The sequence below is a fragment of the Yoonia sp. genome, from assembly GCF_046292185.1.
Classification (GTDB): Bacteria; Pseudomonadota; Alphaproteobacteria; order Rhodobacterales; family Rhodobacteraceae; genus Yoonia.
In genome coordinates, this window is record NZ_JBKBQY010000015.1 from 21,524 (window position 1) to 44,192 (window position 22,669).

Annotated in this window: 22 protein-coding genes, 1 tRNA gene and 1 pseudogene; 13 read left to right on the forward strand and 11 right to left on the reverse strand. The window is 60.1% G+C overall.

What is annotated here, in order from left to right; all coding sequences use genetic code 11:
- Nucleotides 1-60 precede the first annotated feature (60 nt).
- Together ACK4TM_RS04570 and ACK4TM_RS04575 are read left to right on the forward strand one after the other, a co-directional pair.
- Entirely contained in the window at nt 61-1,158 is a 1,098-nt protein-coding gene (locus tag ACK4TM_RS04570; protein WP_409697417.1) for an efflux RND transporter periplasmic adaptor subunit, read from the forward strand.
- On the forward strand, nt 1,155-4,199 hold the full coding sequence (locus ACK4TM_RS04575) for an efflux RND transporter permease subunit (RefSeq protein WP_409697419.1): 3,045 nt from the start codon (nt 1,155-1,157) through the stop codon (nt 4,197-4,199). Before ACK4TM_RS04570 ends, ACK4TM_RS04575 begins: the two co-directional genes overlap by 4 nt.
- Nucleotides 4,200-4,210: 11 nt before the next feature.
- Here ACK4TM_RS04575 and ACK4TM_RS04580 read toward each other — a convergent pair whose 3' ends face one another.
- Nucleotides 4,211-5,413 carry a threonine ammonia-lyase gene (locus tag ACK4TM_RS04580; RefSeq protein WP_409697422.1) on the reverse strand — a complete coding sequence of 401 codons (1,203 nt, stop codon included), beginning with the start codon at nt 5,411-5,413 and terminating at the stop codon, nt 4,211-4,213.
- A 185-nt stretch (nt 5,414-5,598) separates the two neighbouring features.
- A complete protein-coding gene (locus ACK4TM_RS04585; RefSeq protein ID WP_409697476.1) occupies nt 5,599-6,390 on the reverse strand; it encodes an IclR family transcriptional regulator in 792 nt (263 codons plus the stop codon).
- A gap of 193 nt (nt 6,391-6,583) precedes the next feature.
- On the opposite strand from ACK4TM_RS04585, the gene ACK4TM_RS04590 reads away from it, so the two are divergent.
- The 7 genes and pseudogenes from ACK4TM_RS04590 (at nt 6,584) to ACK4TM_RS04620 (ending at nt 11,090) form a co-directional block, all read left to right on the forward strand.
- Complete coding sequence (locus ACK4TM_RS04590; RefSeq protein ID WP_409697425.1) at nt 6,584-7,342, forward strand: SDR family NAD(P)-dependent oxidoreductase; 759 nt, start codon at nt 6,584-6,586, stop codon at nt 7,340-7,342.
- Nucleotides 7,339-8,241 (forward strand): 2-dehydro-3-deoxygalactonokinase, encoded by a 903-nt coding sequence (locus tag ACK4TM_RS04595; RefSeq protein ID WP_409697428.1) that lies wholly within the window; start codon nt 7,339-7,341, stop codon nt 8,239-8,241. The genes ACK4TM_RS04590 and ACK4TM_RS04595 overlap by 4 nt, the downstream gene beginning before the upstream one ends.
- A gap of 4 nt (nt 8,242-8,245) precedes the next feature.
- Nucleotides 8,246-8,851, forward strand: coding sequence for a 2-dehydro-3-deoxy-6-phosphogalactonate aldolase (locus tag ACK4TM_RS04600; RefSeq protein ID WP_409697431.1), 606 nt, complete (start codon nt 8,246-8,248; stop codon nt 8,849-8,851).
- Complete coding sequence (locus ACK4TM_RS04605; protein WP_409697434.1) at nt 8,848-9,669, forward strand: SMP-30/gluconolactonase/LRE family protein; 822 nt, start codon at nt 8,848-8,850, stop codon at nt 9,667-9,669. Before ACK4TM_RS04600 ends, ACK4TM_RS04605 begins: the two co-directional genes overlap by 4 nt.
- A 40-nt stretch (nt 9,670-9,709) precedes the next feature.
- Nucleotides 9,710-9,981, forward strand: a pseudogene (locus tag ACK4TM_RS04610) (beta-galactosidase); the annotation flags it as partial.
- The gene (locus tag ACK4TM_RS04615) at nt 9,955-10,146 is read left to right on the forward strand and encodes a hypothetical protein (protein WP_409697482.1); all 192 of its coding nucleotides are present in this window, start codon (nt 9,955-9,957) and stop codon (nt 10,144-10,146) included. The pseudogene ACK4TM_RS04610 and the gene ACK4TM_RS04615, both read left to right, overlap by 27 nt.
- A complete protein-coding gene (locus tag ACK4TM_RS04620) occupies nt 10,146-11,090 on the forward strand; it encodes an aldose epimerase family protein (protein ID WP_409697437.1) in 945 nt (314 codons plus the stop codon). The genes ACK4TM_RS04615 and ACK4TM_RS04620 overlap by 1 nt, the downstream gene beginning before the upstream one ends.
- Before the next feature lie 27 nt (nt 11,091-11,117).
- On the opposite strand, the gene uraH is transcribed toward ACK4TM_RS04620, so the two are convergent.
- A complete protein-coding gene (gene uraH / locus ACK4TM_RS04625; RefSeq protein WP_409697440.1) occupies nt 11,118-11,462 on the reverse strand; it encodes a hydroxyisourate hydrolase in 345 nt (114 codons plus the stop codon).
- 161 nt (nt 11,463-11,623) lie between these two features.
- Between uraH and ACK4TM_RS04630 the strand changes: the two genes are divergently transcribed.
- Nucleotides 11,624-11,700 (forward strand) — tRNA-Met (locus ACK4TM_RS04630).
- 223 nt (nt 11,701-11,923) lie between these two features.
- Here ACK4TM_RS04630 and ACK4TM_RS04635 read toward each other — a convergent pair.
- From ACK4TM_RS04635 to hemC, 3 genes are all read right to left on the reverse strand, one after another.
- Nucleotides 11,924-12,283, reverse strand: a complete 360-nt coding sequence (locus ACK4TM_RS04635; RefSeq protein WP_409697443.1) for a PRC-barrel domain-containing protein — start codon at nt 12,281-12,283, stop codon at nt 11,924-11,926.
- 135 nt (nt 12,284-12,418) lie between these two features.
- Nucleotides 12,419-13,534, reverse strand: a complete 1,116-nt coding sequence (locus tag ACK4TM_RS04640) for an alpha/beta hydrolase family esterase (RefSeq protein ID WP_409697446.1) — start codon at nt 13,532-13,534, stop codon at nt 12,419-12,421.
- 143 nt (nt 13,535-13,677) lie between these two features.
- Nucleotides 13,678-14,622 carry a hydroxymethylbilane synthase gene (gene hemC / locus ACK4TM_RS04645; protein ID WP_409697449.1) on the reverse strand — a complete coding sequence of 315 codons (945 nt, stop codon included), beginning with the start codon at nt 14,620-14,622 and terminating at the stop codon, nt 13,678-13,680.
- A 94-nt stretch (nt 14,623-14,716) separates the two neighbouring features.
- Here hemC and hemE point away from each other — a divergent pair, with 94 nt between their 5' ends.
- Nucleotides 14,717-15,751: a uroporphyrinogen decarboxylase gene (gene hemE, locus ACK4TM_RS04650; protein ID WP_409697479.1), complete on the forward strand. Its 1,035-nt coding sequence runs from the start codon at nt 14,717-14,719 to the stop codon at nt 15,749-15,751.
- Between the two features lie 80 nt (nt 15,752-15,831).
- On the opposite strand, the gene hemF is transcribed toward hemE, so the two are convergent.
- Complete coding sequence (gene hemF / locus ACK4TM_RS04655; protein WP_409697452.1) at nt 15,832-16,710, reverse strand: oxygen-dependent coproporphyrinogen oxidase; 879 nt, start codon at nt 16,708-16,710, stop codon at nt 15,832-15,834.
- Between the two features lie 98 nt (nt 16,711-16,808).
- Between hemF and ACK4TM_RS04660 the strand changes: the two genes are divergently transcribed.
- On the forward strand, nt 16,809-17,198 hold the full coding sequence (locus ACK4TM_RS04660) for a hypothetical protein (RefSeq protein ID WP_409697455.1): 390 nt from the start codon (nt 16,809-16,811) through the stop codon (nt 17,196-17,198).
- Here the strand turns inward: ACK4TM_RS04660 and ACK4TM_RS04665 are convergent, their stop codons facing one another.
- From ACK4TM_RS04665 to clpS, 3 genes are read right to left on the reverse strand one after another with little or no spacing between them, the layout of a single operon-like run.
- Nucleotides 17,199-17,999: an SDR family NAD(P)-dependent oxidoreductase gene (locus ACK4TM_RS04665; protein ID WP_409697458.1), complete on the reverse strand. Its 801-nt coding sequence runs from the start codon at nt 17,997-17,999 to the stop codon at nt 17,199-17,201.
- Nucleotides 18,000-18,019: 20 nt separating this feature from the next.
- Complete coding sequence (locus ACK4TM_RS04670; RefSeq protein ID WP_409697461.1) at nt 18,020-18,991, reverse strand: class I SAM-dependent methyltransferase; 972 nt, start codon at nt 18,989-18,991, stop codon at nt 18,020-18,022.
- Between the two features lie 24 nt (nt 18,992-19,015).
- Nucleotides 19,016-19,360 carry an ATP-dependent Clp protease adapter ClpS gene (clpS, locus tag ACK4TM_RS04675; protein ID WP_409697464.1) on the reverse strand — a complete coding sequence of 115 codons (345 nt, stop codon included), beginning with the start codon at nt 19,358-19,360 and terminating at the stop codon, nt 19,016-19,018.
- A 264-nt stretch (nt 19,361-19,624) separates the two neighbouring features.
- Between clpS and ACK4TM_RS04680 the strand changes: the two genes are divergently transcribed.
- Complete coding sequence (locus ACK4TM_RS04680; protein WP_409697467.1) at nt 19,625-21,214, forward strand: serine hydrolase; 1,590 nt, start codon at nt 19,625-19,627, stop codon at nt 21,212-21,214.
- Between the two features lie 67 nt (nt 21,215-21,281).
- On the opposite strand, the gene ACK4TM_RS04685 is transcribed toward ACK4TM_RS04680, so the two are convergent.
- On the reverse strand, nt 21,282-22,669 hold a 1,388-nt coding region (locus ACK4TM_RS04685), incomplete at its 5' end, for an ABC transporter ATP-binding protein (protein ID WP_409697470.1).

Below are 22,669 nucleotides of genomic sequence, written 5' to 3' on the forward strand. Positions count from 1 at the left end.
TAACCGTCCAGACGGTATAGTCGGCATCCAGATTTTGCAAGCCCAGACCGTGGATACCTTATGACAAAGCGTTTTATTATTGCGATCATCTTGCTGGCCCTGATCGGCGGCGGGCTGGTCGGTTTCAACAAGTTCCGCGAAGGGATGATCGCGCAGTTTCTGGCAAACCGCCCGGTTGCGGCGCTGCCCGTCGAAACCGTGCTGGCCGAGGCTGCGACTTGGCAGCCAGCGCTGAATGCTATCGGCACGATCAACGCCGCCCAGGGTGTGGAGCTGACGGTCGAGGCGGCAGGCATCGTGCGCGCGATCAATTTCGCCGCCAATCAGGATGTCGCCGAAGGCGACACGTTGCTGCAACTGGATGACGAAGTGCAGCGGGCCGACCGCGACGCATCGCGCAGCCAACTTGATCTGGCGCGCGCCCAGCTAGACCGTGAGCAGGCGTTGCAAAGCCGTGGTGTCGCCAGCGACGCGCGTACTGATGAAACCCGCGCCGCCTTTGACGCAGCGACCGCGCAACTGGCCCGCAGCGAAGCTGTGATCGCCCAGCGTCGGCTCATCGCCCCTTTTGACGGCACCATTGGCCTGCCGCGTGTGGACCGGGGGACCTATGTTTCGCCCGGCACGATCATCGCCACGTTGCAGGATCTTGAGACGATGCGCGTTGACTTCAACCTTCCCGAACAGGTGCTGCCATCGCTGAGGATCGGCCAGCAGATCAGCGCGCGGATCGACGGCGACACCCGCAGTTTCACAGGCGAGGTGACAGGCGTCGACCCACGCATTGACCCCGGTTCGCGCATGGTCGCGGTGCGTGGAAATATCGACAACTCCGACCGCGTACTGACACCGGGCCAGTTTGCCCGCTTGCGAATCGCATTGCCGCCAGAGGATGGCGTGATCACCCTGCCGCAAACCGCAGTTAGCATCAGTCTTTATGGCGATTTCGTCTATGTCGTGCGCATGGTGGAAGATGACCCCGACACGCTTGAGGCGCGGCAGGTCTTTGTTACCTTGGGTCGCCGGGACGGCGCGCGCGTCGAAATCACCGAAGGTTTGTCCGAAGGCGACCGCGTCGTTTCCTCTGGTCAAAACCGGCTCAACAATCGCTCGGTCGTGTCATTGGCCGAAACCACAGCGCCGGATGTGACCGAATGAATCTGTCAGCGCCATTTATCAAACGACCTGTCGGGTCCTCGGTTCTGGGCATCATGATCCTGCTTGTCGGGTTGATGGGTCTGTTCGGCCTGCAAACACGGCAATATCCGCAGGTCGATGAAACGTCCATCACGGTGACCACGATCTATCCCGGTGCCTCTGCCGAACTGATTCAAGGCTTTGTCACTGCCCCCATCGCCGGCGCTGTCTCTGGTGCCGAAGGCGTCGATTACGTCAGCAGCCAGTCGCGGCCATCGGCATCAGTCATCACGGTACAGATGAACCTGGGCCAGGACCCCGATATCGCCCTGACCGAAGTTATGTCCAAAGTGCAAGAGGTCCGCGCCCGCCTGCCCGCGGACGCGCAGGACCCCAGCATCGTCAAAGGCACCGGGCAGACCTTTGCCACAATGTATCTGGCGGTGCAGAACCCCGCGATGTCCGCCGAACAGGTGACTGAATATATCGAACGGGTGATTGTGCCACGCATGTCCACCATCGAAGGTGTCGCGGAAAGTCAGGTCATGGGGGCAGCCAATTATGCAATGCGCGTTTGGATCGATCCTGTGCGGCTGGCGGGTCAGGGCCTGACTGCCGCCGAAGTGACCCAAGCGATCAATGCCGCGAACTTCCTTGCCGCGCCGGGGCGCACGCGAAACGAATTGGTCGGCTATGCGATCACGATGGATTCGACCCTGCAAACGCCCGAGGCCTTTGGCAATATTGCTATCTCCGGGTCGGGGACCGAGGTTGTCCGCCTCAGCGATGTCGCCCGGATCGAACTCGCTGCCGCGTCAAGCGATATGGTGGTCAGCTTCAACGGCGAGGCTGGCACGTTCATCGGCGTCTTCCCAAGCCCCGGCGCGAACCCCTTGGATGTCTCTGCCGCCGTGCTGGCGGAATTGCCAGCACTACAGGCCAGCTTGCCTGACGGGATGACGATGGAATTGATGTATGACGCGACCGAACAGATTGCAGCATCTATCAATGAAGTCCTGATCACCATCATGCAGGCCACGGTGATCGTGGCACTGATCATCCTGCTGTTTCTGGGGTCGGCCCGGTCGGTCACCGTGCCGCTGGTCGCGATCCCGCTATCGCTTGTGGGGACCTTGTTCATCCTGTTCGTGATGGGCTATTCGATCAATCTGCTGACCTTGCTGGCGCTTGTGTTGGCCATTGGGCTGGTGGTCGATGACGCGATCATCGTGGTTGAAAACGTCCAACGCCACATCGACGACGGGCAGTCCCCGATGGAGGCGGCATTCACCGCCATGCGCGAATTGTCCGTCGCGATCATCGCCATGCTGACCACGCTTTTCGCCGTCTTCCTGCCGCTGTTCTTCATCGGCGGTCTGACAGGGGCTTTGTTCCGCGAATTTGCTGCCGCTCTGGCGGGTGCCGTGTTCATCTCGGGCGTTGTGGCGCTGACGATCTCCCCCATGATGGCTGCGCGTGTGCTGCGCCCCGGTGGCGGCGAAAACGGATTTCAACGACGGTTGAACAGTGGCTTTACCCGGCTGGAGGGGTGGTATGTCCGTCGCCTGCAAGGATCGCTGAACTTTATCCCTGTCACCGTGTTGGCGGTCGTCGTGCTGACCGCGCTGTCGGGCTATCTGTTCGTAAACACCTCGTCCGAATTGGCACCGGAAGAGGATTCAGGCGCGCTGTTTTCCTTCATCAACGCGCCGTCCTATGCGACGGTGAATTATACCAGCCATTACGTCGATCAGATGCGCGAACTGACCGCTGATCTGCCGGAACTGGCAGCGAACTTTTCCATCGTCGGCTTTGGCGGACAGACCAATTCCGGGATCATGCTTTGGGCGTTCGAAGACTGGGCCGACCGGGACCGGTCTCAGGGCGAATTGCAGGCCGATCTGCAGGCGCGCATCGCGCCTGTCGCCGGGTTGCAGGCCTTTGTCTTTGCGCCCCCCTCCTTGCCCGGCGCGGGCGGCGGTCTGCCCATCGGTCTGGTGATACAGTCCACAGGTGAGCCATCCGAAGTGTTCGAAGTCGCCGACCGTATCCGCATTGCGGCCGAACAATCGGGGCAATTTCTGGTGGTACAAAATTCGATGTCATTCGATACCCGTCAGGTCGTCGTGACCATTGACCGGGATCGTGTCGCTGCATTGAACCTGCCGCCCAGCCAGATCGGTCAGGCGCTCAGCCTGCTGATCGGCGACGGTGCCACCGCGCAATTTGACCGCGACAGCCAAAGCTATGACGTGATCATGCAGGTCCCTGCCGCATACCGCGACAACCCCGAACGTCTGGGTGAAATCTACCTGCGCGCCGCTTCGGGCGATCTGGTGCCGCTGTCGGCAGTGGCCGAGATTTCGACCGCCATCGCGCCGCAAGCAATTGAGCAGTTCAATCAGCTAAATTCCGCAACACTGACCGCCCTGCCGATGATCGGCACCTCGACCGGGGATGGGCTGGCCGCGTTGCAGGCCATGGCAGAAGCGGAATTGCCCGACGGGTTTTTCATCGACTATTCAGGCCAGTCGCGGCTGGAAATGGCCGAAGGCAATACCGTCGCCATAGCCTTTGCCCTTGCTATTGTCGTGATTTATCTGGTGCTGGCCGCGCAGTTTGAAAGCCTGCGTGACCCGTTCATCGTGCTGATGTCAGTGCCTTTGTCGATCTTTGGGGTGATCGTGCCGTTGAACCTTGGCCTTGGCACGCTGAATATCTACACGCAGGTGGGTCTGATCACCCTGATCGGGCTGATCACCAAGCACGGCATTCTTCTGGTGGAATTCGCTAATCAATTGCGGGTGTCGCAACAGATGGACCGCGCGGCGGCGATGGTCGCCTCGGCCCGGTTGCGCCTGCGCCCGATCCTGATGACGACTGCGGCGACTGCACTTGGCGTGGTGCCGCTGATGATGGCCGATGGGGCAGGCTCTGCCGCGCGTTTCGCGATGGGGTTGGTGATCTTTGCCGGCATCACAGTAGGAACGGTGTTCACGCTGTTCATCGTGCCCGCGTTTTACGTGTTGATCGCGAAAAAGGACGTCGCAGAAGGTGGGTGATATCACCCACCCTACAGGTCCCGCACTGCCAGCCCCGCGTCGCGCAGCAGGGCGGTTATCGTATCGACATGGCGCTGGTCGCGGGCTTCGATGACGATTTCGAGTTCGGCTTTCTTCAGTGACACGCTTTGCATCATGCGCTGGTGGATCACCTCGATCACATTCGCCCCCGCCTCGCCAATGATGCGCGAGATATTGGCAAGCTGACCGGGCATGTCGTCAATCTCGAACACCAGCCGCGTGATCCGCCCGTCGCGCATCAGCCCGCGCAGGATCAGCGTGGATAACAGGCGCGAATCAATATTGCCGCCACAGATGACAAGGCCCACCTTTCGGCCCGCAAATTGCGCGAGGCTATTCTTGATCACGGCCAGCCCCGCGCCTGCGGCCCCTTCGGCGACCAGTTTTTCATGCGAAAGAAGGTCGAACACGGCGTCTTCAATCTCGCTTTCGCTGGCGCTGTCGATCCGGTCGACGTGGGTTTGCATGATCGCGATATTGGCAGGCGCAGGCTGGCGCACCGCGATGCCTTCAGCCAGCGTGGCACCGGCGAAATGGGGGGAAAACCCTTCGATCCGCGCTTTGGCGGCATCGAACAGATGCGCCTGCGCGCCGATGATCTGAATGTCGGGACGCTTCCCTTTGGCCGCCACAGCCATGCCAGCGATCAAGCCGCCACCGCCCACCGGGACCACGATGCAATCCAGATCCGGCACCTGTTCCAGCATTTCCAAAGCGACGGTGCCCTGGCCCGCCGCGACCACCGGGTCATCGAAGGGATGGATGAAGGTCAGCCCCTTTTCTGCCGCCATATCAAACGTGAATTGCACGCTGTCATCAAAATTCTTGCCATGGATGACGACCTCTGCCCCCAGATCGGCGGTGCGCTGGATTTTATTGAATGGCGTGCCTTCGGGCATGACAATGGTGGCGGGGATGTCCAGACGCGTTGCGTGATAGGCAAGACCCTGCGCATGGTTACCCGCGCTGCACGCTATCACGCCCGCCTTGCGCGCCGCAGCATCCAGCGTCAGCAGCTTTGCCAGCGCACCCCGCGCCTTGAAGGCGTTAGTATGCTGCAGGTTTTCCAGCTTGAGATAAAGGTCGATCCCCAGAATATGCGACAGCCGCGTCGCCCTAATCGTCGGGGTGCGAATCGTGGCAAGGCTGATCGCCGCATAGGTCTGCGCGATCAGGTCAGGGGTCAGTGTCATGGCAAATCTTTCCTGCAAGCCCCGCCTGCAAAAGAATTCAGCGGCGGGCGCGGATCTCGGTCCGGTCATCAGACAGCCAATGTCGGGATTTGTCGATAGTCACCGCGAAACACCCACCCGTGGACAAGCGGCCAAGGTTTTTTGTCATCGCGACGTTATAGGCGCCGCCCGATGTCGGGATTACATTAAGAACCCATCGGCGCGCCAATATGTTCAGGAAAGCTCCAGTTCCGCGCGTCCTTCGCGATGGCGGCGGCGGTGTCCGACAGGATCGGCACATAGGATTCCAGACCCGCCAGATCGGTGCGGCCTGTCGTGCTGGTGACCGAGATCGCGCCCAGCACACGGCCTGTATCCGTCCGGATCGGCATCGCGATGCAGATGATGCCAGGTTCATGTTCTTCGCGGTCAAAACCATAGCCCCTGGCGCGGATCGCTGTCAGTTCTGCGCGCAAGCTGCGGGAATCTGTTAGCGTCGTTGACGTAAAGCGGTGAAAACTTTGCTGCGCGATTACCGCATCAATCCGGGCGGGATCGGCAAAAGCCAGCATCACCTTGCCGACGCCGGTGCAATATGCAGGCCCGACCTTGCCTGCCTGAGAAAACATCTGCACCGGATTATTGGCGTTGCGCTTGTCGATATAAATCACCTGCGCATGATCGAGCTGTGCAAGATGCACGGTTTCGCCGACAGCCGCGCTCAAGGCGTCAATATGGGGCCGGGCGATGAGGGCTAGCGTGCTTTGTTCCCACGCCGCATGGGCAAGACGCAGCAGACGGATACCGGGACTATATGTCTGACGGTCAGGATCATAAACCAACATGTCTTGGTTCGTCAGTGTCTGCAGCAGCCGGTAAAGCGTGGGTTTGGGGAAATCCGATTGCGCCAGGACTTCGCTGAAGCGCACTGGCCTGCCAAAGCCTGCCACGCGGTCCAGTACGTCTAGAGCCTTGCCGACTGTGCCACCGCCTGTCATGACCTGCGCCCCCATGCTTGTTGACAAGGCTAGTTGATCTGCGTTTAGGTATCAATATGTAAGACAGCGTTTTGTATAATGAAACTATGCAGACAATAGTGAGGCTCGAAATATGTGCATTCCACTGCGAATACACTACTCGCGGTCTTCATCGCGGCATACGCCGTAGCATCAGCCATGCAGGGGAAAGACTATGGCAGCCACATTTCATGATCTGAAAGATGCGTCTGTGTTCATTACCGGCGGCGGAAACGGCATCGGTGCCGCACTGACGGATGGGTTTCTGGCGCAAGGGGCCAGGGTCGCTTTCGTCGGGCGGTCGGATGCGAGGGCTTTCGTGGATGAGATGGCCACGAAACACGGCAACCGGCCATTGTTCATCCCTTGCGACATTACCGATACGGCGGCCTTGCAGGAGGCGATTGCGCAAGCTGCCAGCGCCCATGGCCCCCTGCGCGCACTGGTCAACAACGCCGCCAATGACCTACGCCATGACGCAAGCAATGTCACCGTGCAGGATTGGGATGATCTGCAGGCGATCAATCTGAAAGCCTATTTCTTTGCCTGCCAGAAAGCCGCAGAGGTGATGGCACCTCAGGGCGCGATCATCAACTTTTCATCCATCGCCCATATGCTGGGAGCCGCGCGATTGTCGGTCTATGCCACCGCCAATGCCGGGATCAGCGGCATGACACGGTCACTGGCGCGCGAATGGGGGCCACGGGGGATCAGGGTAAATGCCATCGCCCCCGGCTGGGTCTTTACCGAAAAGCAGGAAAATCTGTGGGCGACGCCCGAAAGCAAGGCGGGGTTTCTGGAAAAGCAATGCCTGCGGCAGTTCATGAAACCGGCAGACATGGTCGGGCCAGTGCTGTTTCTGGCTTCGCAGGCCTCGGCCATGATGACGGGGCAGACAATGGTGGTGGATGCAGGTGTGGTGGGCGCAGGATGACCGGACAGATCACACCCGCATGGATCGCCGCTGACTGGGGCACATCCAATGTCCGCGTCTGGGCAATGTCGGCCACCAGCGCGGTACTGGCACAGGCTGGGTCAGACAAAGGCATGGGAGGACTGGACCGCGCGGGGTTTGAACCTGCATTGCTGGCACTTGTGGGCGATTGGCTGCATGGCCCGACATCTGTGATCGCCTGCGGCATGGTCGGATCGCGCCAGGGTTGGGTCGAGGCGCACTATACCGCGACACCCTGCCCACCACTGGGGCAGGATTTTGCGCGCCCCGCCACAATTGACCCACGGCTGGATGTCCATGTCATCCCCGGCATCAAACAGATGCAACCTGCCGATGTGATGCGCGGCGAGGAAACCCAGATCGCCGGCTTCCTTGCGCAGAACAAAGGGTGGGACGGGGTGATCTGCCTGCCCGGTACACATACCAAATGGGTGCATGTCAGTGCAGGGGAGATTGTCAGTTTTCAGACCTTCATGACGGGTGAATTATTTGCCACGCTGATCAGCCATACCGTGCTGCGCCATTCGGTTGCGGCGGATGGCTGGGATGATACCGCATTTGACAGCGGGTTGTCAGACGCATTTTCGCGCCCTGAAAAGCTCGCCGGTCGGTTGTTTTCAATCCGCGCCGAGGGGTTGTTGCACGATCTGCCGGGACCTGCCGCGCGCGCGCGCCGGTCGGGGCTGCTGATCGGAGCCGAACTAGCCTCGGCCAAGCCCTATTGGCTGGGCCAGCAGATTGCCGTGATCGGCGCGGGCGGACTCGCACGGCTTTACGTGAAGGCACTGGCGCAGCAAGCTGTGCCTGCCATGCAGGTCAATGCCGAAGGCGCGACCCTTGCGGGACTGACCGCAGCCTATCGCCAATTGAAAGGATGACTCCATGCACCGCCCCTTGATCGCGATCCTGCGCGGCATCACCCCCGATGACGCCCTGCCGGTGACCGAAGCGCTGATCGCCGCCGGGATCACGCGGATCGAAGTGCCGCTGAATTCGCCGGAACCGTTTGTGTCGATCGGGCGGATGGCCGATGCCTTTGGCGACACCGCGCTGATCGGCGCGGGCACAGTCCTATCGACCGATGATGTGGGCCGTGTGGCGCAAGTGGGCGGCAAGCTGATCGTGTCGCCCAATTGCGATCCGCGCGTGATCGTCGCCACCAAAGCTGCAGGCATGCAAAGCTGGCCGGGGGTGATGACGCCCACAGAATGCTTTGCCGCATTGAAGGCGGGCGCAGACGGTCTGAAGATTTTTCCCGCCAGCCTGATCGGCCCGGACGGCATCAGGGCGATTCGTGCCGTGCTCCCTACAGGGACGCAAGTCTATGCCGTAGGCGGTGCGGGTGAAAGTAATTTTGCAACATGGATAGCGGCAAGCGCTGATGGTTTCGGCATTGGAACTGCACTTTATCAACCTGGCGCCTCTGCCGCCGATGTTTCAACCCGCGCCCGCGACATCGTCGCGGCATATGATGAGGCAAGCACATGATCTATGACGACACCCAATGCACGCTGGGCGAAGGCCCGTTGTGGCATCCGCTGCGCGGTGAACTTTTCTGGTTCGATATCCTTGGCAAGCGCCTGCACAGCAAGACGCGGCATTGGCAGTTCAATGAATACGTCTCTGCCGCCGGCTGGGTCGATGTCGATACGCTGCTGGTTGCCAGCCAAACCGCTCTGATCCGGTTCGATCTTCGCGATGGCCGCCAGACCAGGCTGTGTGATCTGGAGGCTGATAATCCCGGCACACGGTCCAACGATGGCCGCGCCGATCCGCAAGGCGGGTTCTGGATCGGGACGATGGGGATTGGCGCGGAAACCGATGCTGGCGCGATCTATCGCTATTACAAAGGGGAACTGCGCCAGCTTTTCGCGCCGATTTCAATTTCAAATGCAATCTGTTTTGCGCCCGACGGGACGACCGCCTATTTCACCGACACCCCGACGCAGAAAATCATGCGCGTCGCGTTGGATGCGCAGGGCTGGCCCAAGGGTGAACCCGTTCTCCATATTGATCTGAGCGCAACTGATTTCCGCCCTGACGGCGCGGTCGTCGATGCGCAAGGCAATCTGTGGAACGCGCAATGGGGTGCCGGGCGCGTTGCGGGCTATGCGCCTGATGGCGGCTTCATTACCAGTTTTGATTTCACGGCGCGGCAAACATCCTGCCCGGCATTCGGTGGCGATGATCTGAGCACGCTTTACTGCACCTCGGCGGCAACCGGGCTCGATGGCGCGGATGAGGGGAAAACCTATACCACGCCCACAACGTACAAAGGCCAGGCAGAGCATCAGGTCATCCTGTGACCTTCCGCTCGCTTTGTTCCACATACGCAAAGGCTGATCTATGAGACGCACACTCGGCGTCTGTTATTGCCCTGAACACTGGCCGCAGGGCCAATGGGCCAGCGATGCCGCGCGCATGGTCGACGTCGGTCTGTCCTGGGTGCGGATCGGCGAATTCGCCTGGGCGAGTATGGAACCAGTTCCCGGCACGCTGACATGGGATTGGTTGGACCATGCGATTGATGCGCTGGGCGAAGCGGGCTGCAGGTAATCCTTGGCACGCCGACGGCCACCCCGCCGCGCTGGATGTCGGACAAATACCCTGCGATCATCGGCGGGCTGTGTAATGCGCTGGACATGCCGAGCCACACTCTACCCGCTGGTCTGCGGATCAGGGATAGTGCCACGCACCGCTTTGTGTTCAATTACGCGCCAAGGGCGCAGGTCTGGGGCGGCAATATCGTGTCCGCCGCCAGTGTTTATTGGGAGGCTTTGTGATGCAGATTTTCGGCACGACAAAAACAGGCAAGACGGTCCATGCGATTACATTGCAGGCCGGTGATCTGACGGTCACGTTGCTGACCTATGGCGCGCGGTTGCGCGATGTCCGGCTGGCCGGTGTGGATCATTCGCTGACCACCGGATCAGATGATCTGGCCGATTACGAAGGCGCGATGCGGTATCACGGGGCCATCGTTGGCCCTGTCGCCAACCGTATCGGCACGGCGCGCGTCCGGCTGGACGGGATGATGTATGAACTGGAACGCAACGAAGACGGGGTGCGGCATCTGCATTCAGGGTCCGAGGGCGCGCATGCACAGGTCTGGGATGTGGTCGCCGTGACAGACACGACAGCGACGCTGGCGCTGGATATGCCTGACGGCATGGCCGGGCTGCCGGGCAAGCGGCGCGTGACGGCAGAATTTGCGGTGCACGCCCCTGCGACGCTGACCCTGACGATTACCGGAACCAGTGACGCGACCACGGTAATGAATTTCGCCAATCATTCCTATTGGAACCTTGACGACGCGCCCACATGGCATGGCCACCGGATGAAGATCGCGGCGGATCATTACCTGCCGATTGATGCCGGCACCTGCCCCACCGGTGATGTGGTCGATGTGACCGGCACGGATATGGACCTGCGCGACGGCCCGGTGATCGGATCGCAGACACCCGCACTTGATCATAACTTCTGTCTTTCGGATGACATCGTGCCGCACCGCGACGTGCTGTGGCTGACCGGGCAAAGCGGGACGAGCATGGTGCTGGCGACCAATATGCCGGGGCTTCAGGTTTTTGACGGACGCCCCAGCTACGGCGCGTTGGCGATCGAGGCGCAGCATTGGCCCGATGCCCCCAACCATGCGCATTTTCCAAGTGTGAAGCTGGCGTCGGGCGAGACTTATCAGCAGATCACATCATGGCGGTTTGCACCGTAGGATGCGTGATATCACGCATCCTACGCATCAACTGCCGCGATAGGTCGAAAACCCGAAAGGCGAAACCAGAAGCGGCACGTGATAATGTGACGCCGGATCACTGATCCCGAACCGGATCGGAATGTCGTCCAGAAACCGCGGATCATCGCTGCGGCCAAAATAGTCGCCCGCCTGAAAAACCAGTTCATAGCGGCCCACGGCAAAGCTGGACACAGGCAAAATCGGGGTGTCAGTTCTGCCATCGGTGTTGGTGATCATCCTGGTTATATGAACACGCGCCACGTCCTCCAGCCGGTAAAGATCAACCGTCATCCCCGCCGCGGGCACACCATTGGCTGTATCAAGAACATGGGTTGTCAGAAATCCGGTCATATTGTGCCTTTACTAGTCGTAGGTTTCGCCAAAAGTAACCTTAACTTCACTTTTATACTATGACTAAGGTCTGGTGAACTTTGACCCAGCGGATCGGTATCAAATCGGCAGAATCGGTTTGACACCCCCCCGCCACTTGCGTAATCGGACGGTCATGGTTTGGCGCGGTAGCTCAGTTGGTTAGAGCGATCGACTCATAATCGATAGGTCGGGAGTTCAAGTCTCCCCCACGCCACCACCTTTCCCCGGCAGACAATTCGCCATGGCGTGTCACAGACAGCGCGAAAGGCCAGCCCCCACGCGCGTTGTAGAGCGGAGCGCCGCGTCCATCAGGGCAGATTGTATGCTGACACGCGTACGGCCGCCGCCTGCCGAACCGATGGGGCGGCTGCCTACGCTTTGCGAGGCTAGTGATACAGACATTATGCGCATGCGCCCAAGGAACCGAGTGAGAGGCGCGATCACGTGGGGTGATGCGGCATGGCTTCAAGTATCGCCTTCGTCGCATCAAGATGAATTCGCAGGTCCTTGCCTCCGGTTTCGCGCAGCACGGTCAGTTCACTGAACGGAAGCCTGACCGAATGCACGCCCATCCCAAGAAAGCCACCGACATCTATGATCGCATGGGTGATCCGCCCATTCACGCCGATTTCAAGGTTGTGTATCGTCCCGATCTTCTCGTCGTTACGGCCGTGAACAGTGGCGCTTTCGACGTCATGCGTCGTCAGCGCGTGGGTTTCGACATGGTCATAGCCTTCGCGGTTGAAACGGAACGCACCGCCGATGGTGCTTTGGTTCGCAGGAATGGGGGGTTGGGTCATCTTAATCTCCACTATCCCTGTGTCGGGATGTCTGGCTACAGGTACCCTCTGCAAAGGGGGCGGCCGGCCGGGATGCGGCCAGTCGTGCATATTCAACGGCTTACGATGCTCTGGGTTCCCACTGACATCGAAACGTCAGCGCTGATCCGCCAGAAAAAACCTGACCATCTGCGCGGATGCATCGGGCCCCTTGGGGTCCGTGAATGATCCGGCGACACGACCGCCCGACCAGGCGTGACCAGCACCCTTCAGAATCCACAGCTCCACCGGTCCGACATCGCCGCTGCGCGCGAATTCGCTGCGGGTATAGGCGATCTTTCGCACCGAATTACTGGTGATCCGTCCGGCCTGCGGGACATCGCCGAGCGCGGCAGCGACAATATGCTTGGCGTTGGACAGATGCACCGTGTCGTCCTTGTCGCCTTGAAAGATGATCCGCCGAACGGGGCTATATTTTGTGCGGATCGGTGCCAGAACAGCCCCGCCCGGCGCGCCGCTGCGCATCGCGGCCATTGCCGATCTGATATCACGCGCCGCCCCCCGCGCCAGACCGGAGTGAATGCCTGCGGCTGCAAAAACGTCCGGATAGGTATCTACCAGGACCGCCGCCATCGCACCGCCCGCCGAAAGCCCTGCGACATAAACCTGATCACGCGTAAGGCCCAGTTCACGCATCAGCTTGCGGGTCAGTGACGCGAGGATCGCAGGCTCGCCCATTCCGCGCATCTGATGCGCAGGCGCAAACCAGTTCCAGCAACCACGCGGATTATGCTTTTGGGTTTGCGCCGGATAGGCCACCGCAAGTCCCTGTTTCTCAGCCACCGCGTTCATATGGGTGCCAATTGCGAAATCGTCAGGGTCCTGCCCGCAGCCATGCAGCATCACAATCAAGCCCTTGGTCTGTTTGCGCGCCGAGGCCGGCAAATAGAGTTTATACCCCCGTGCGCCCTGCGCACAGCGATGCTGGCGCGCAATATATTGCGCCCCTTCTGGCACAGCCGGGGCGATGGCGCGCGTAGTTTTTGCCTTGGGCGCGCCAGACATAATATCTTTTGCGTTGCGCATGTTCGCCGCCATCAACCCCAGCACCTGGCCAGCAGCCGAAGCACGGATTTTCGTCTCCGTCGGCTTTGTCACCCCGAAAGGCGCGAATGCGGAGGCGATGATGATAGATTGGCTTTTCTTGGTCAATTTCGCTGGGCGCATCATGCGCTGCATCCGGCGCATGTTGGCGGCAAGTGATTTGGGCATCCAGGTTTCCTTGGAACAAAGTGATCCTCCACCGCCCACTTAACGCGGCAGCGCTGATCCGGTTCCGCGCAAGCCCATCTTCCACTTCATTTACGAAAATGCGAAAGCAGACGCAGCGCTGACGTCGTCAGCCACCGGCAACCTTAGTTATGCTCGAAGAACCCCGGCCCCGCTCTTTCAAGCAGTTTAGCCGCCATCGCGCGGCCCATTTCGGCCCCGTCCGCGATAACACCGGTCATGTCATCCGTCAGCACCTGACTGCCGTCGGTGCGCAGGATTTCGCCACGCAGGCGCAGACTGCCACCATCAAGATCGGCCAGCCCACCAATCGGCGTTTCGCAGGACCCGTCCAGATGCGCAAGAAAGGCACGTTCTGCGGCAAGCCGCTGGCCAGTCGGGCCGTCATGCAGTGCCTCCAGCAGCGTCGCGGCGCGGCTGTCGTCGCCGCGCCGTTCGATCCCGATGGCGCCTTGGGCAATCGCGGGCAGCATGTCTTCGGCGGCAATCGGCGTATGCGGCACGTCGCCCATATTCAGCCGGTTCAGGCCTGCCATGGCCAGAAACGTGGCCTCGGCCACGCCATTGCCAAGCTTCATCAGCCGTGTCTGCACATTGCCGCGGAATTCAACGATCTTCAGATCAGGCCGCTTGGCCAGCAATTGCGACCGGCGGCGCAAGGACGATGTGCCGACGGTGGCCCCTTGGGGCAAGTCATCAAAGCCCTTGGCAGTCAGCGATACAAAGGCATCGCGCACATCCTCGCGCGGCAGATAGGTATCCAGCACCAGACCGGCAGGTTGATCGACAGGCATGTCCTTCATCGAATGAACGGCGATATCGATGGTGCCATCCAGCAACGCCTCTTCAATCTCGCGGGTGAACAGGCCCTTGCCGCCGATATCCTTGAGCGCGCGATCCTGAATGGCGTCGCCAGTGACCTTGATCACGCAGATTTCAAAGGCCTCCTGCGACAGATCGAACGCAGCCATCAGGCGCGTTCGCGTCTCGTACGCTTGCGCCAGCGCAAGGGGCGATCCGCGGGTTCCGATCTTGAAAGGCGAGGCGGGTGTGGGCAAGGTTATATTCATGACGAGATTGTTAGACGTGTCAATCTGGCCTGACAACTCCCTTGACAAGAAGTTCCGCAATTGGGACCACGGGCAGGATGAAAAAGGACAGATGATGGCGCAGCAAAAGACGATCCTTAGGGCCCTCGCGGGCGAAACGCTTCCGACCCCACCGATCTGGATGATGCGACAGGCCGGGCGATATCTGCCCGAATATCGCGCGACTCGTGCAGAGGCAGGCGATTTCCTGAAGCTTTGCTATAACCCGGAACTCGCTGCCGAGGTGACGCTGCAACCACTGAGGCGCTATGATTTTGATGCGGCGATTCTATTCGCCGATATCCTGCTGTTGCCGCAGGCTCTGGGTGCCGATCTGTGGTTCGTCACCGGCGAAGGGCCGCGCTTGTCCACCATCACGTCGGCAGAGGAACTGGCCCAACTGAAACCGGTCGAAGAGATCCATGAAACACTGAACCCAATCTACGAGACGGTGAAAATTCTATCGGAAGAATTGCCCAAGGAAACCACGCTGATCGGTTTCGCGGGTGCGCCGTGGACGGTCGCAACCTATATGATCGCAGGTCAGGGCACACCGGATCAGGGACCGGCGCATGCGCTGAAAGCCGCCAATCGCCCGGTGTTTGAAGGAATCATGCACCGGATTACCGAGGGCACGATCGCCTATCTGTCGAAACAGATCGAGGCGGGGGCGGAATGCGTCAAGCTTTTCGATAGCTGGGCGGGGTCACTGAAGGACGAAGATTTCACGGAATTCTCAATCAAACCGATGCAGCGGATCACGGCGGCGCTGAAAGAAAAGCACCCCGGCATCCCGGTCATCGCCTTTCCACGCGGGGCGGGAACGAAATATATCGGCACCCATGCCGCGACAGGCGCTGATTGCATCGCCGTTGATGACGGGGTCGATGCGGCGTGGGTGGCCGAGCATGTTCAGCCCGAGGGCTGCGTGCAGGGCAACATGAAATCCTCGCATATGGTGACCGGCGGACAGGGCCTCATCGACGAAACCCGCCGCATCCGCGACGCCTTGTCAAGCGGAGCGCATATCTTCAATCTAGGCCACGGCATCACGCCGGATGCGGACCCGGCCAATGTGCAGCTCATGATCGACACATTGCGCGGCGCGTAAACCCAGAACCTCTGCTTCTTTTTTCCCAAAATACTCCGGGGTGAGAGGGGGCAGCGCCCCTTAGCGCCTTCGTCGTCATGTCAGACCCATTTGGCCAAAGGTGGCAGGCTCATCAGAACGGCATTGGCGTCGTGTCCGGTCGTCAGACCGAATTTGGTCCCCCGGTCATAGACAAGATTGTATTCTGCATACAGCCCGCGGTGGATCAGTTGGGTATCCCTGTCAGCCGCGTTCCACGGCGTGTCGCGGCGTTTTTCGACCAGTGGCACATAGGCCGGCAGAAACGCCTTGCCGATATCCTGCGTCAGGATGAAATCTGCCTCCCAGTCACCGGTGCAGTAATCATCCATGAATATCCCGCCGACGCCGCGCGCGCGTTTCCGATGCGGGATATAGAAATATTCATCGGCCCAGGCTTTCAGCCGTGGATAATGATCTGTGCCGTGCGGGTCCAGATGCGCCTTTTGGGTGGCGTGGAAATGCGCGGTGTCTTCGGCATATTCGATGCAGGGATTCAGGTCGGACCCACCGCCAAACCACCAGGCATGCGGCGTCCAGAACATGCGGGTATTCATATGAACCGCTGGTGCATGCGGGTTCTGCATATGCGCGACGAGCGATATCCCCGAAGCCCAGAACCGCGGATCATCCGCCATGCCCGGCACGCCGCGCGCGGCCATGGCGCGTTGCGCAGCATCCCCTAGATGCCCATAAACCGTCGAGATATTCACACCGACCTTTTCGAACACCCGACCGCCGCGCATCACCGACATCAGCCCGCCACCTGCGTCAGACCCGTCATCTTCGTGGCGCGTTGTTTTCGTCACCTCGAATCGGCCTAGCTCTGCGCCACTGCGATGGCTGTCTTCGAGCGCTTCGAAAGAGGCGACGATTTGGTCGCGCAGGGCGCGGAACCATGCCGAGGCTTTGTCTTTCTGAGCGGCAAAATCGTCTGTCATAAATGCGCCTTGTCTGTGCTATTGCATATCACTTGTGAATGGTGTGCCATACCATACTGAACACGCACCGAAGTGCCAGATCAAAACCGGAGAAGACAATGCGCCGCCCTGCCCTGATCATCCTGCCCCTGCTGGCGCTTGCCGCCTGTGCGACCCCGCGCGAACAATGTATCAATCAGGCCACCCGCGATCTGCGCGTGCTGACCAATCTGGTCACCGAGACGCAGGGCAATCTGGCGCGCGGCTATGCGCTGGCCGAAGATCAACAGGTCCGTACTGTCCGGCGCACCTGCCGTGGCCGCAACAGTGATGGCACGACCTTTCGCTATCGCTGTGATGAAACCGAAACTTTCACGACCACGCGCCCTGTTGCGATTGATCTGAATGCCGAACAGGCCAAGATGAATTCACTGCTGGAGCGGCAGCGCCAACAGCGCGCAGCAAGCGATCAGACCGTGGCACAATGTATTGCCATTCATCCTGAATGATCAATGCGCCGACACGGCGGCGGGATCGATCAGGGTCCGCCCGCCATCGACCGTGACGATCTGCCCCGTCACAAATCCCGCCGCATCAGAGGCGAGATATTGCACCGCATCTGACACTTCACCGGGGCTGGCAATGCGATGGAGCGGCGTGTTTTCCACGATTGCATCGCGCATCTGGTCGTGATCTTTCAACGATCCTTTCAGACTCGCGCTCATCACGCTGCCGAAAGCGACGGCATTGACCCGGATGCCGTGGGGTGCCAAAGCCACCGCCATGGACCGGGTCATCTGGTCCAGGGCCGCACAGCTAACCGAATAGGCCAAAAGGTCCGGGTGAGTACGGCGCGCTGCAATGGAACTGATGTTGACGATTGATCCCGCCGCCCCACCGGCCTTATCGGCCTGTTTTATCATACGCCTTGCGACGGCCTGACTGACGCGCATCGCCGTCAGCGTGTTCTGCTCCAACAGCTCGTCCATCGAGGTGTCATCTGGGTTCAGCGCATCGGTGGTCAGGATCTGACGGGACGCATTGACCAGAATATCCACCCGCTCAAAGGCATCTATCGTCGCCGAAAGCAGGTTGGTAATCGTCAGCTTCTTGCGCAGATCGCCCGCGAAAAGCCGGATATTTGCGGCCTTCCCGGCCTCGTCACCCATTTGCTGACGCAGCGTCTTTTCGTCCATATCGGCAAAGACGACATTGGCCCCCATTTCGACGAAATGGCGGGCAATCGCGAGCCCGACGCCATTGGCGGCACCGGTTACAATGGCAGTCTTGCCGCTGATGGAAAAGGACATCCCGTTGCTCCCTTGCGCGGTCAGCGCATTGGTCTGGTGGCGTGAAACAGCTTAAACGCGCCGTTGCCGCCAATTATGTCTACATTGCGGAAATTTTCGGCCATCGTCGCTTCATAAGGCAAATGCCGGTTTGCAACCATCCAAAGCTTGCCGTGGGGCGCAAGCAGGCGGGCCGCCGCCTGTATGAAGCCACGGCCAAGCCCTGCATCAGCCGCACGTCCCGTATGAAATGGCGGATTCATGACAATGCCGTCATAGCCGGGTTTGGCCGCCCATTGCAGCGCATCCGCCCAGTGAAATGCGGCGCGCGGATCGCTGATGTTTAGCTGTGCGCAGGCAAGCGATTGCGCCTCTGCCTCGATCAGGTCGATCGCGGTGACACCATCGCGGGCCAGAACAGCCTGCGCCAGATAGCCCCAGCCAGCGCCCAAATCCGCCATCCTGGCAGGCAATTTCGCGGGCAAGGCCTCAGCAAGCAGGCTGGAGCCAGCATCCACCTTGCCATCCGAAAATACCCCCGCCGCTGTGTAAAATCCATGCAACCCTTTGACTGGCGGGCCTGCGGCCCAGTCGCTGAAAGCATCCGTTGCGGGGAACCAGAACAATCGTCCATGCGCCTTGGTAATGGACGGAAGATCGCCAAGCCGCTTTCGACAGGTCTTGAAAAGGCTGTCGACACCATCGGTGCGCTGACCGTCGATCACGACCAGATCGGCCTTAGCGCAGGCCTCGGCGATCATGGCCTGGGCGAGCGCCTTCGCCCGCGGCAGGACGACGATGGCGCTGGCAGCGCGCGTCATGCCCTGATCGACGGGAAAGCCCGCGATCCGCCAATCGGCGGCATCGGGATAAAAGCCATGCATGATGCGGATATGCGCGCGCGGAAGTTCAGCGACATCATAGGTCGCGGGCGGGCGCATCAAGGTAATATCGCCCTGCGGCAGGACAAGAAGGCCATCCTGGATGGCGGTGCTGAGGCGGGACTGGGACATATTTGTGCGAATAACGCGGGCGCGTTATTCTTTCTCCATCGTGCATTGCAGCGGGTGTTGGTGGCGTTGGGCGAAATCCATCACCTGAGCCACCTTGGTTTCGGCGATCTCGTGGCTGAAAACACCGACCACGGCCACTCCTTTTTTATGGACGGTCAGCATAAGTTCAAACGCTTGCGCATGGGACAGCCCGAAAAAACGTTCCAGCACATGCACGACAAATTCCATCGGCGTGAAATCATCATTCAGGATCATTACCTTATACAGCGGCGGGCGCTTGGTCTTTGGCTTCGTCTCAAGCGCAATACCAAGGTTGCCGTCATCGTCACGGTCCTTTTTGTCTGCCATCATGTGAAACTCTGCGCGCATCAGTAATCCTGTCTTCTTCGGCTTACATATAAACTATGCCAGCCAAGAGAAAAGGGCATCCTGCCATAAAGGGGAAAGCCGCCTGTCGCGCATGTTGCGACTTGACCTCGGCTGCCTACCACATCTTCCCCAAACGCCTAATGATCATCGTAAAAGTCTTTGGAATTAAGGTATTTTCGACGAGATAAAGTTGTGCTAGCGTTTCTTGACAATAATAAGGCCACCGGAAAAATCCGGGGCCAGAGGCAGTATGAGGCTTACGACATGGCACGTCGTCCGGGACAGTTGGCCCTTTACGGGCTATATCTTTGCGTTTTGATTTTTATTCTTGTTTCGGTGCCGATCCGCGGGATCGCAGCGCCCTATGCTGCGCTGGTAATGGATGCCCGCACCGGTGAGGTGCTGCACGCCGAAAACGCGGATACGCGCCTGCATCCGGCATCACTGACCAAGATGATGACGCTTTATGTGGTGTTTCAGGCGATCGAGCGCGGTGAGATCACGCTTGATACCGAAGTCACCGTCACGGCGCAGGCCGCAAATGAACCGCCGTCAAAACTTGGCCTGCGCGTCGGACAAAAGATCCGTCTGCGCTACCTTGTGCGCGCCTCTGCCGTGCGATCCACCAATGATGCCGCCACAGCGATCGGGATTGCCATTTCCGGCTCGGAAGAGGCGTTCGCCGCACGGATGAACCGCACCGCCGCCGCGATGGGCATGACGAACACCACCTTCCGCAACGCCCATGGCCTGACACAATCGGGCCATCTGTCGACAGCGCGCGATATGTCGATCCTCGGGCGGCATGTGATCTATGATTTTCCTCAATATTATAACCTTTTCTCGCGCCGCACCGCGGATGCGGGCATGGCCACCGTACAGCACACAAACCGCCGCTGGCTTGATTCCTATCCCGGCGGCGATGGTATCAAGACCGGCTTTACCAATGCCGCAGGCTTTACACTCGTTGCCTCTGCCCAACGCGGCGATCAGCGGATCATTGCAACAGTCTTTGGCGGCACTTCCCAAGCGGCCCGGAACGCGCGAGTGACGGAATTGATGGATATGGGGTTCAGGATGGCCCCTTCCAGCGCGAACGTGAACCGGCCCGTACCACCCGGGGCAATGGCCGAAGCGCCCGCTGCCAATCAGACTGTCGCTGCTGCCGACAATGTGCGGGGCACCGCCGGCAAGACCATCCGCGTGAACGGACTTGTCACCCGCAGTTACCGCCCCGTAGGCCGACCGGGTGAAGCGGAGCCAGAGCTGCTGCTGTCATCTGCAACGACGCCTGCGGTCGACGTCGCGTCGATTGTCGTGGATCAGGATATTATCAACGCGCTTCTGGCCGAAACGATTAACGGTGCTGGCGCTGAAGTGATCGCCCCTGAACCCGCCGCGCGCGAACCTGCGCCCGTACAGGTCGCAGCAGCACCTGAACCAGCCGCCACGCAAGTTGTAGCCGAAGCACCCGCAGTTATGCCGCAAGCGCGACCGGAGCCGCCAGCAGAGATGCAGGTTGCCGCCGCAGCGGTGAGCCCACCGGCTCCATCTCCGGCCGAGAGTTTCGAGCCTGTCGAACCTGAGGTGGTCACGAGAATCTCCACATCCGGTGGCCGCCATTGGGGGGTCAACGTGGGCCGTTTCCCCAGCCGTTTTGACGCTGAGCGCATGCTGCTTCAGGTTGCGCTGAATGAGATGAGTACACTGGATGGGTCGCTTCGGCGTGTGGTGCAACGGTCTGGCGGGTTTGACGCGAATTTCATGGGACTGACCCGTGAGGGCGCAGATCTCGCCTGTCGCCGGTTGCAGGCCCGCGGAACGACTTGTTTCATGATCGGCGCTGACGGGTAAACCCCGGCACCAGGGGCGCAAACTCTCACGCCTTTGGCGGGAGCATTTTCCGAAACAAGAAGCGGGATCAGGCCGGAATGGCGCGGCCTTCAAAAGCGGCAGCCATCAACTGGCGGGTATAGGGGTCCTGGGGCGCGTCAAAGATTGCGTCTGCGTCGCCCGCTTCGACCACATCGCCTTGTTTCATCACCATCACCTTGTGTGACAGGGCGCGCACAACTTTCAGGTCGTGGCTGATGAACAGGTAGGCCAGCCCGTGCTTTTGCTGCAATTCGCGCAACAGATGCACGATCTGCACCTGTACTGTCATATCGAGCGCCGAAGTCGGTTCATCCAGCACCAGCAACCGGGGCCGCAGGATCATCGCGCGCGCGATAGCGATCCGCTGGCGTTGCCCACCGGAAAATTCGTGCGGATAGCGGTCCATCATGGCGGGGTCCAGGCCAACCTCGGTCATGATCTCGGCCACCATGTCGCGTCGGTTGCGGCCCGGATCAACACCATGTACGCCCAACCCTTCGGCGATGATCTGTTCGACCGTCATTCGCGGGCTAAGCGATCCGTAAGGATCTTGAAACACGATCTGCATGTCGCTGCGTAACGGGCGCATCTGGCGCTGAGACAGCGTGTGGATATCCCGCCCGCAAAAGGCGATGCGCCCCTCGGACCGGATCAGACGCATGACCGCCAAGGCCAATGTCGTCTTGCCAGAGCCGCTTTCGCCGACGATGCCCAGCGTTTCACCGGCACGCAGTGTCAGGCTCGCGCTGTTGACGGCCTTGATGTGCCCCACAGTGCGTTTGAGCAGACCCGCATGGATCGGAAACCAGATTTTGGCAGCATCGGTTTGCAGCACCACCGGCGCGTCAGCGGGCACTGGCACTGGCACGCCGGTCGATTCGGCATCAAGAAGGCTGCGAGTATACGGATGCTGCGGGTTTGCGAAGAGCTCTGCGGTTGGCCCTTCTTCCACGATCTCGCCGTTCTTCATGACGCAGACGCGGTCGGCGATTTTGCGCACGATGGTCAGGTCGTGGGTGATGAACAGCATCGACATGCCGTCACGGGTTTTCAGGTCGGCCAATAGATCAAGGATCTGCGCCTGAATGGTGACATCCAGCGCGGTCGTCGGTTCATCCGCAATCAGCAATTCGGGGCCGTTGGCAAGCGCCATCGCGATCATGACGCGCTGGCGTTGCCCGCCCGACAGTTGATGCGGATAGGCACCCAGCCGGGTTTCGGGGTCACGGATACCCACCCGGTTCAGCAATTCAATGATCCGTGCGCGCACCGCCAATCCGCGCAGGCCCTGATGCAGTTCGATGCTTTCGGCCAATTGCTTTTCCAGCGTGTGCAGCGGATTCAGCGACGTCATCGGTTCCTGAAAGATGAAACTGATATCGTTGCCACGGACTTTGCGCAGGGCGGCTTCATTCGCGCCGACCATTTCAACGC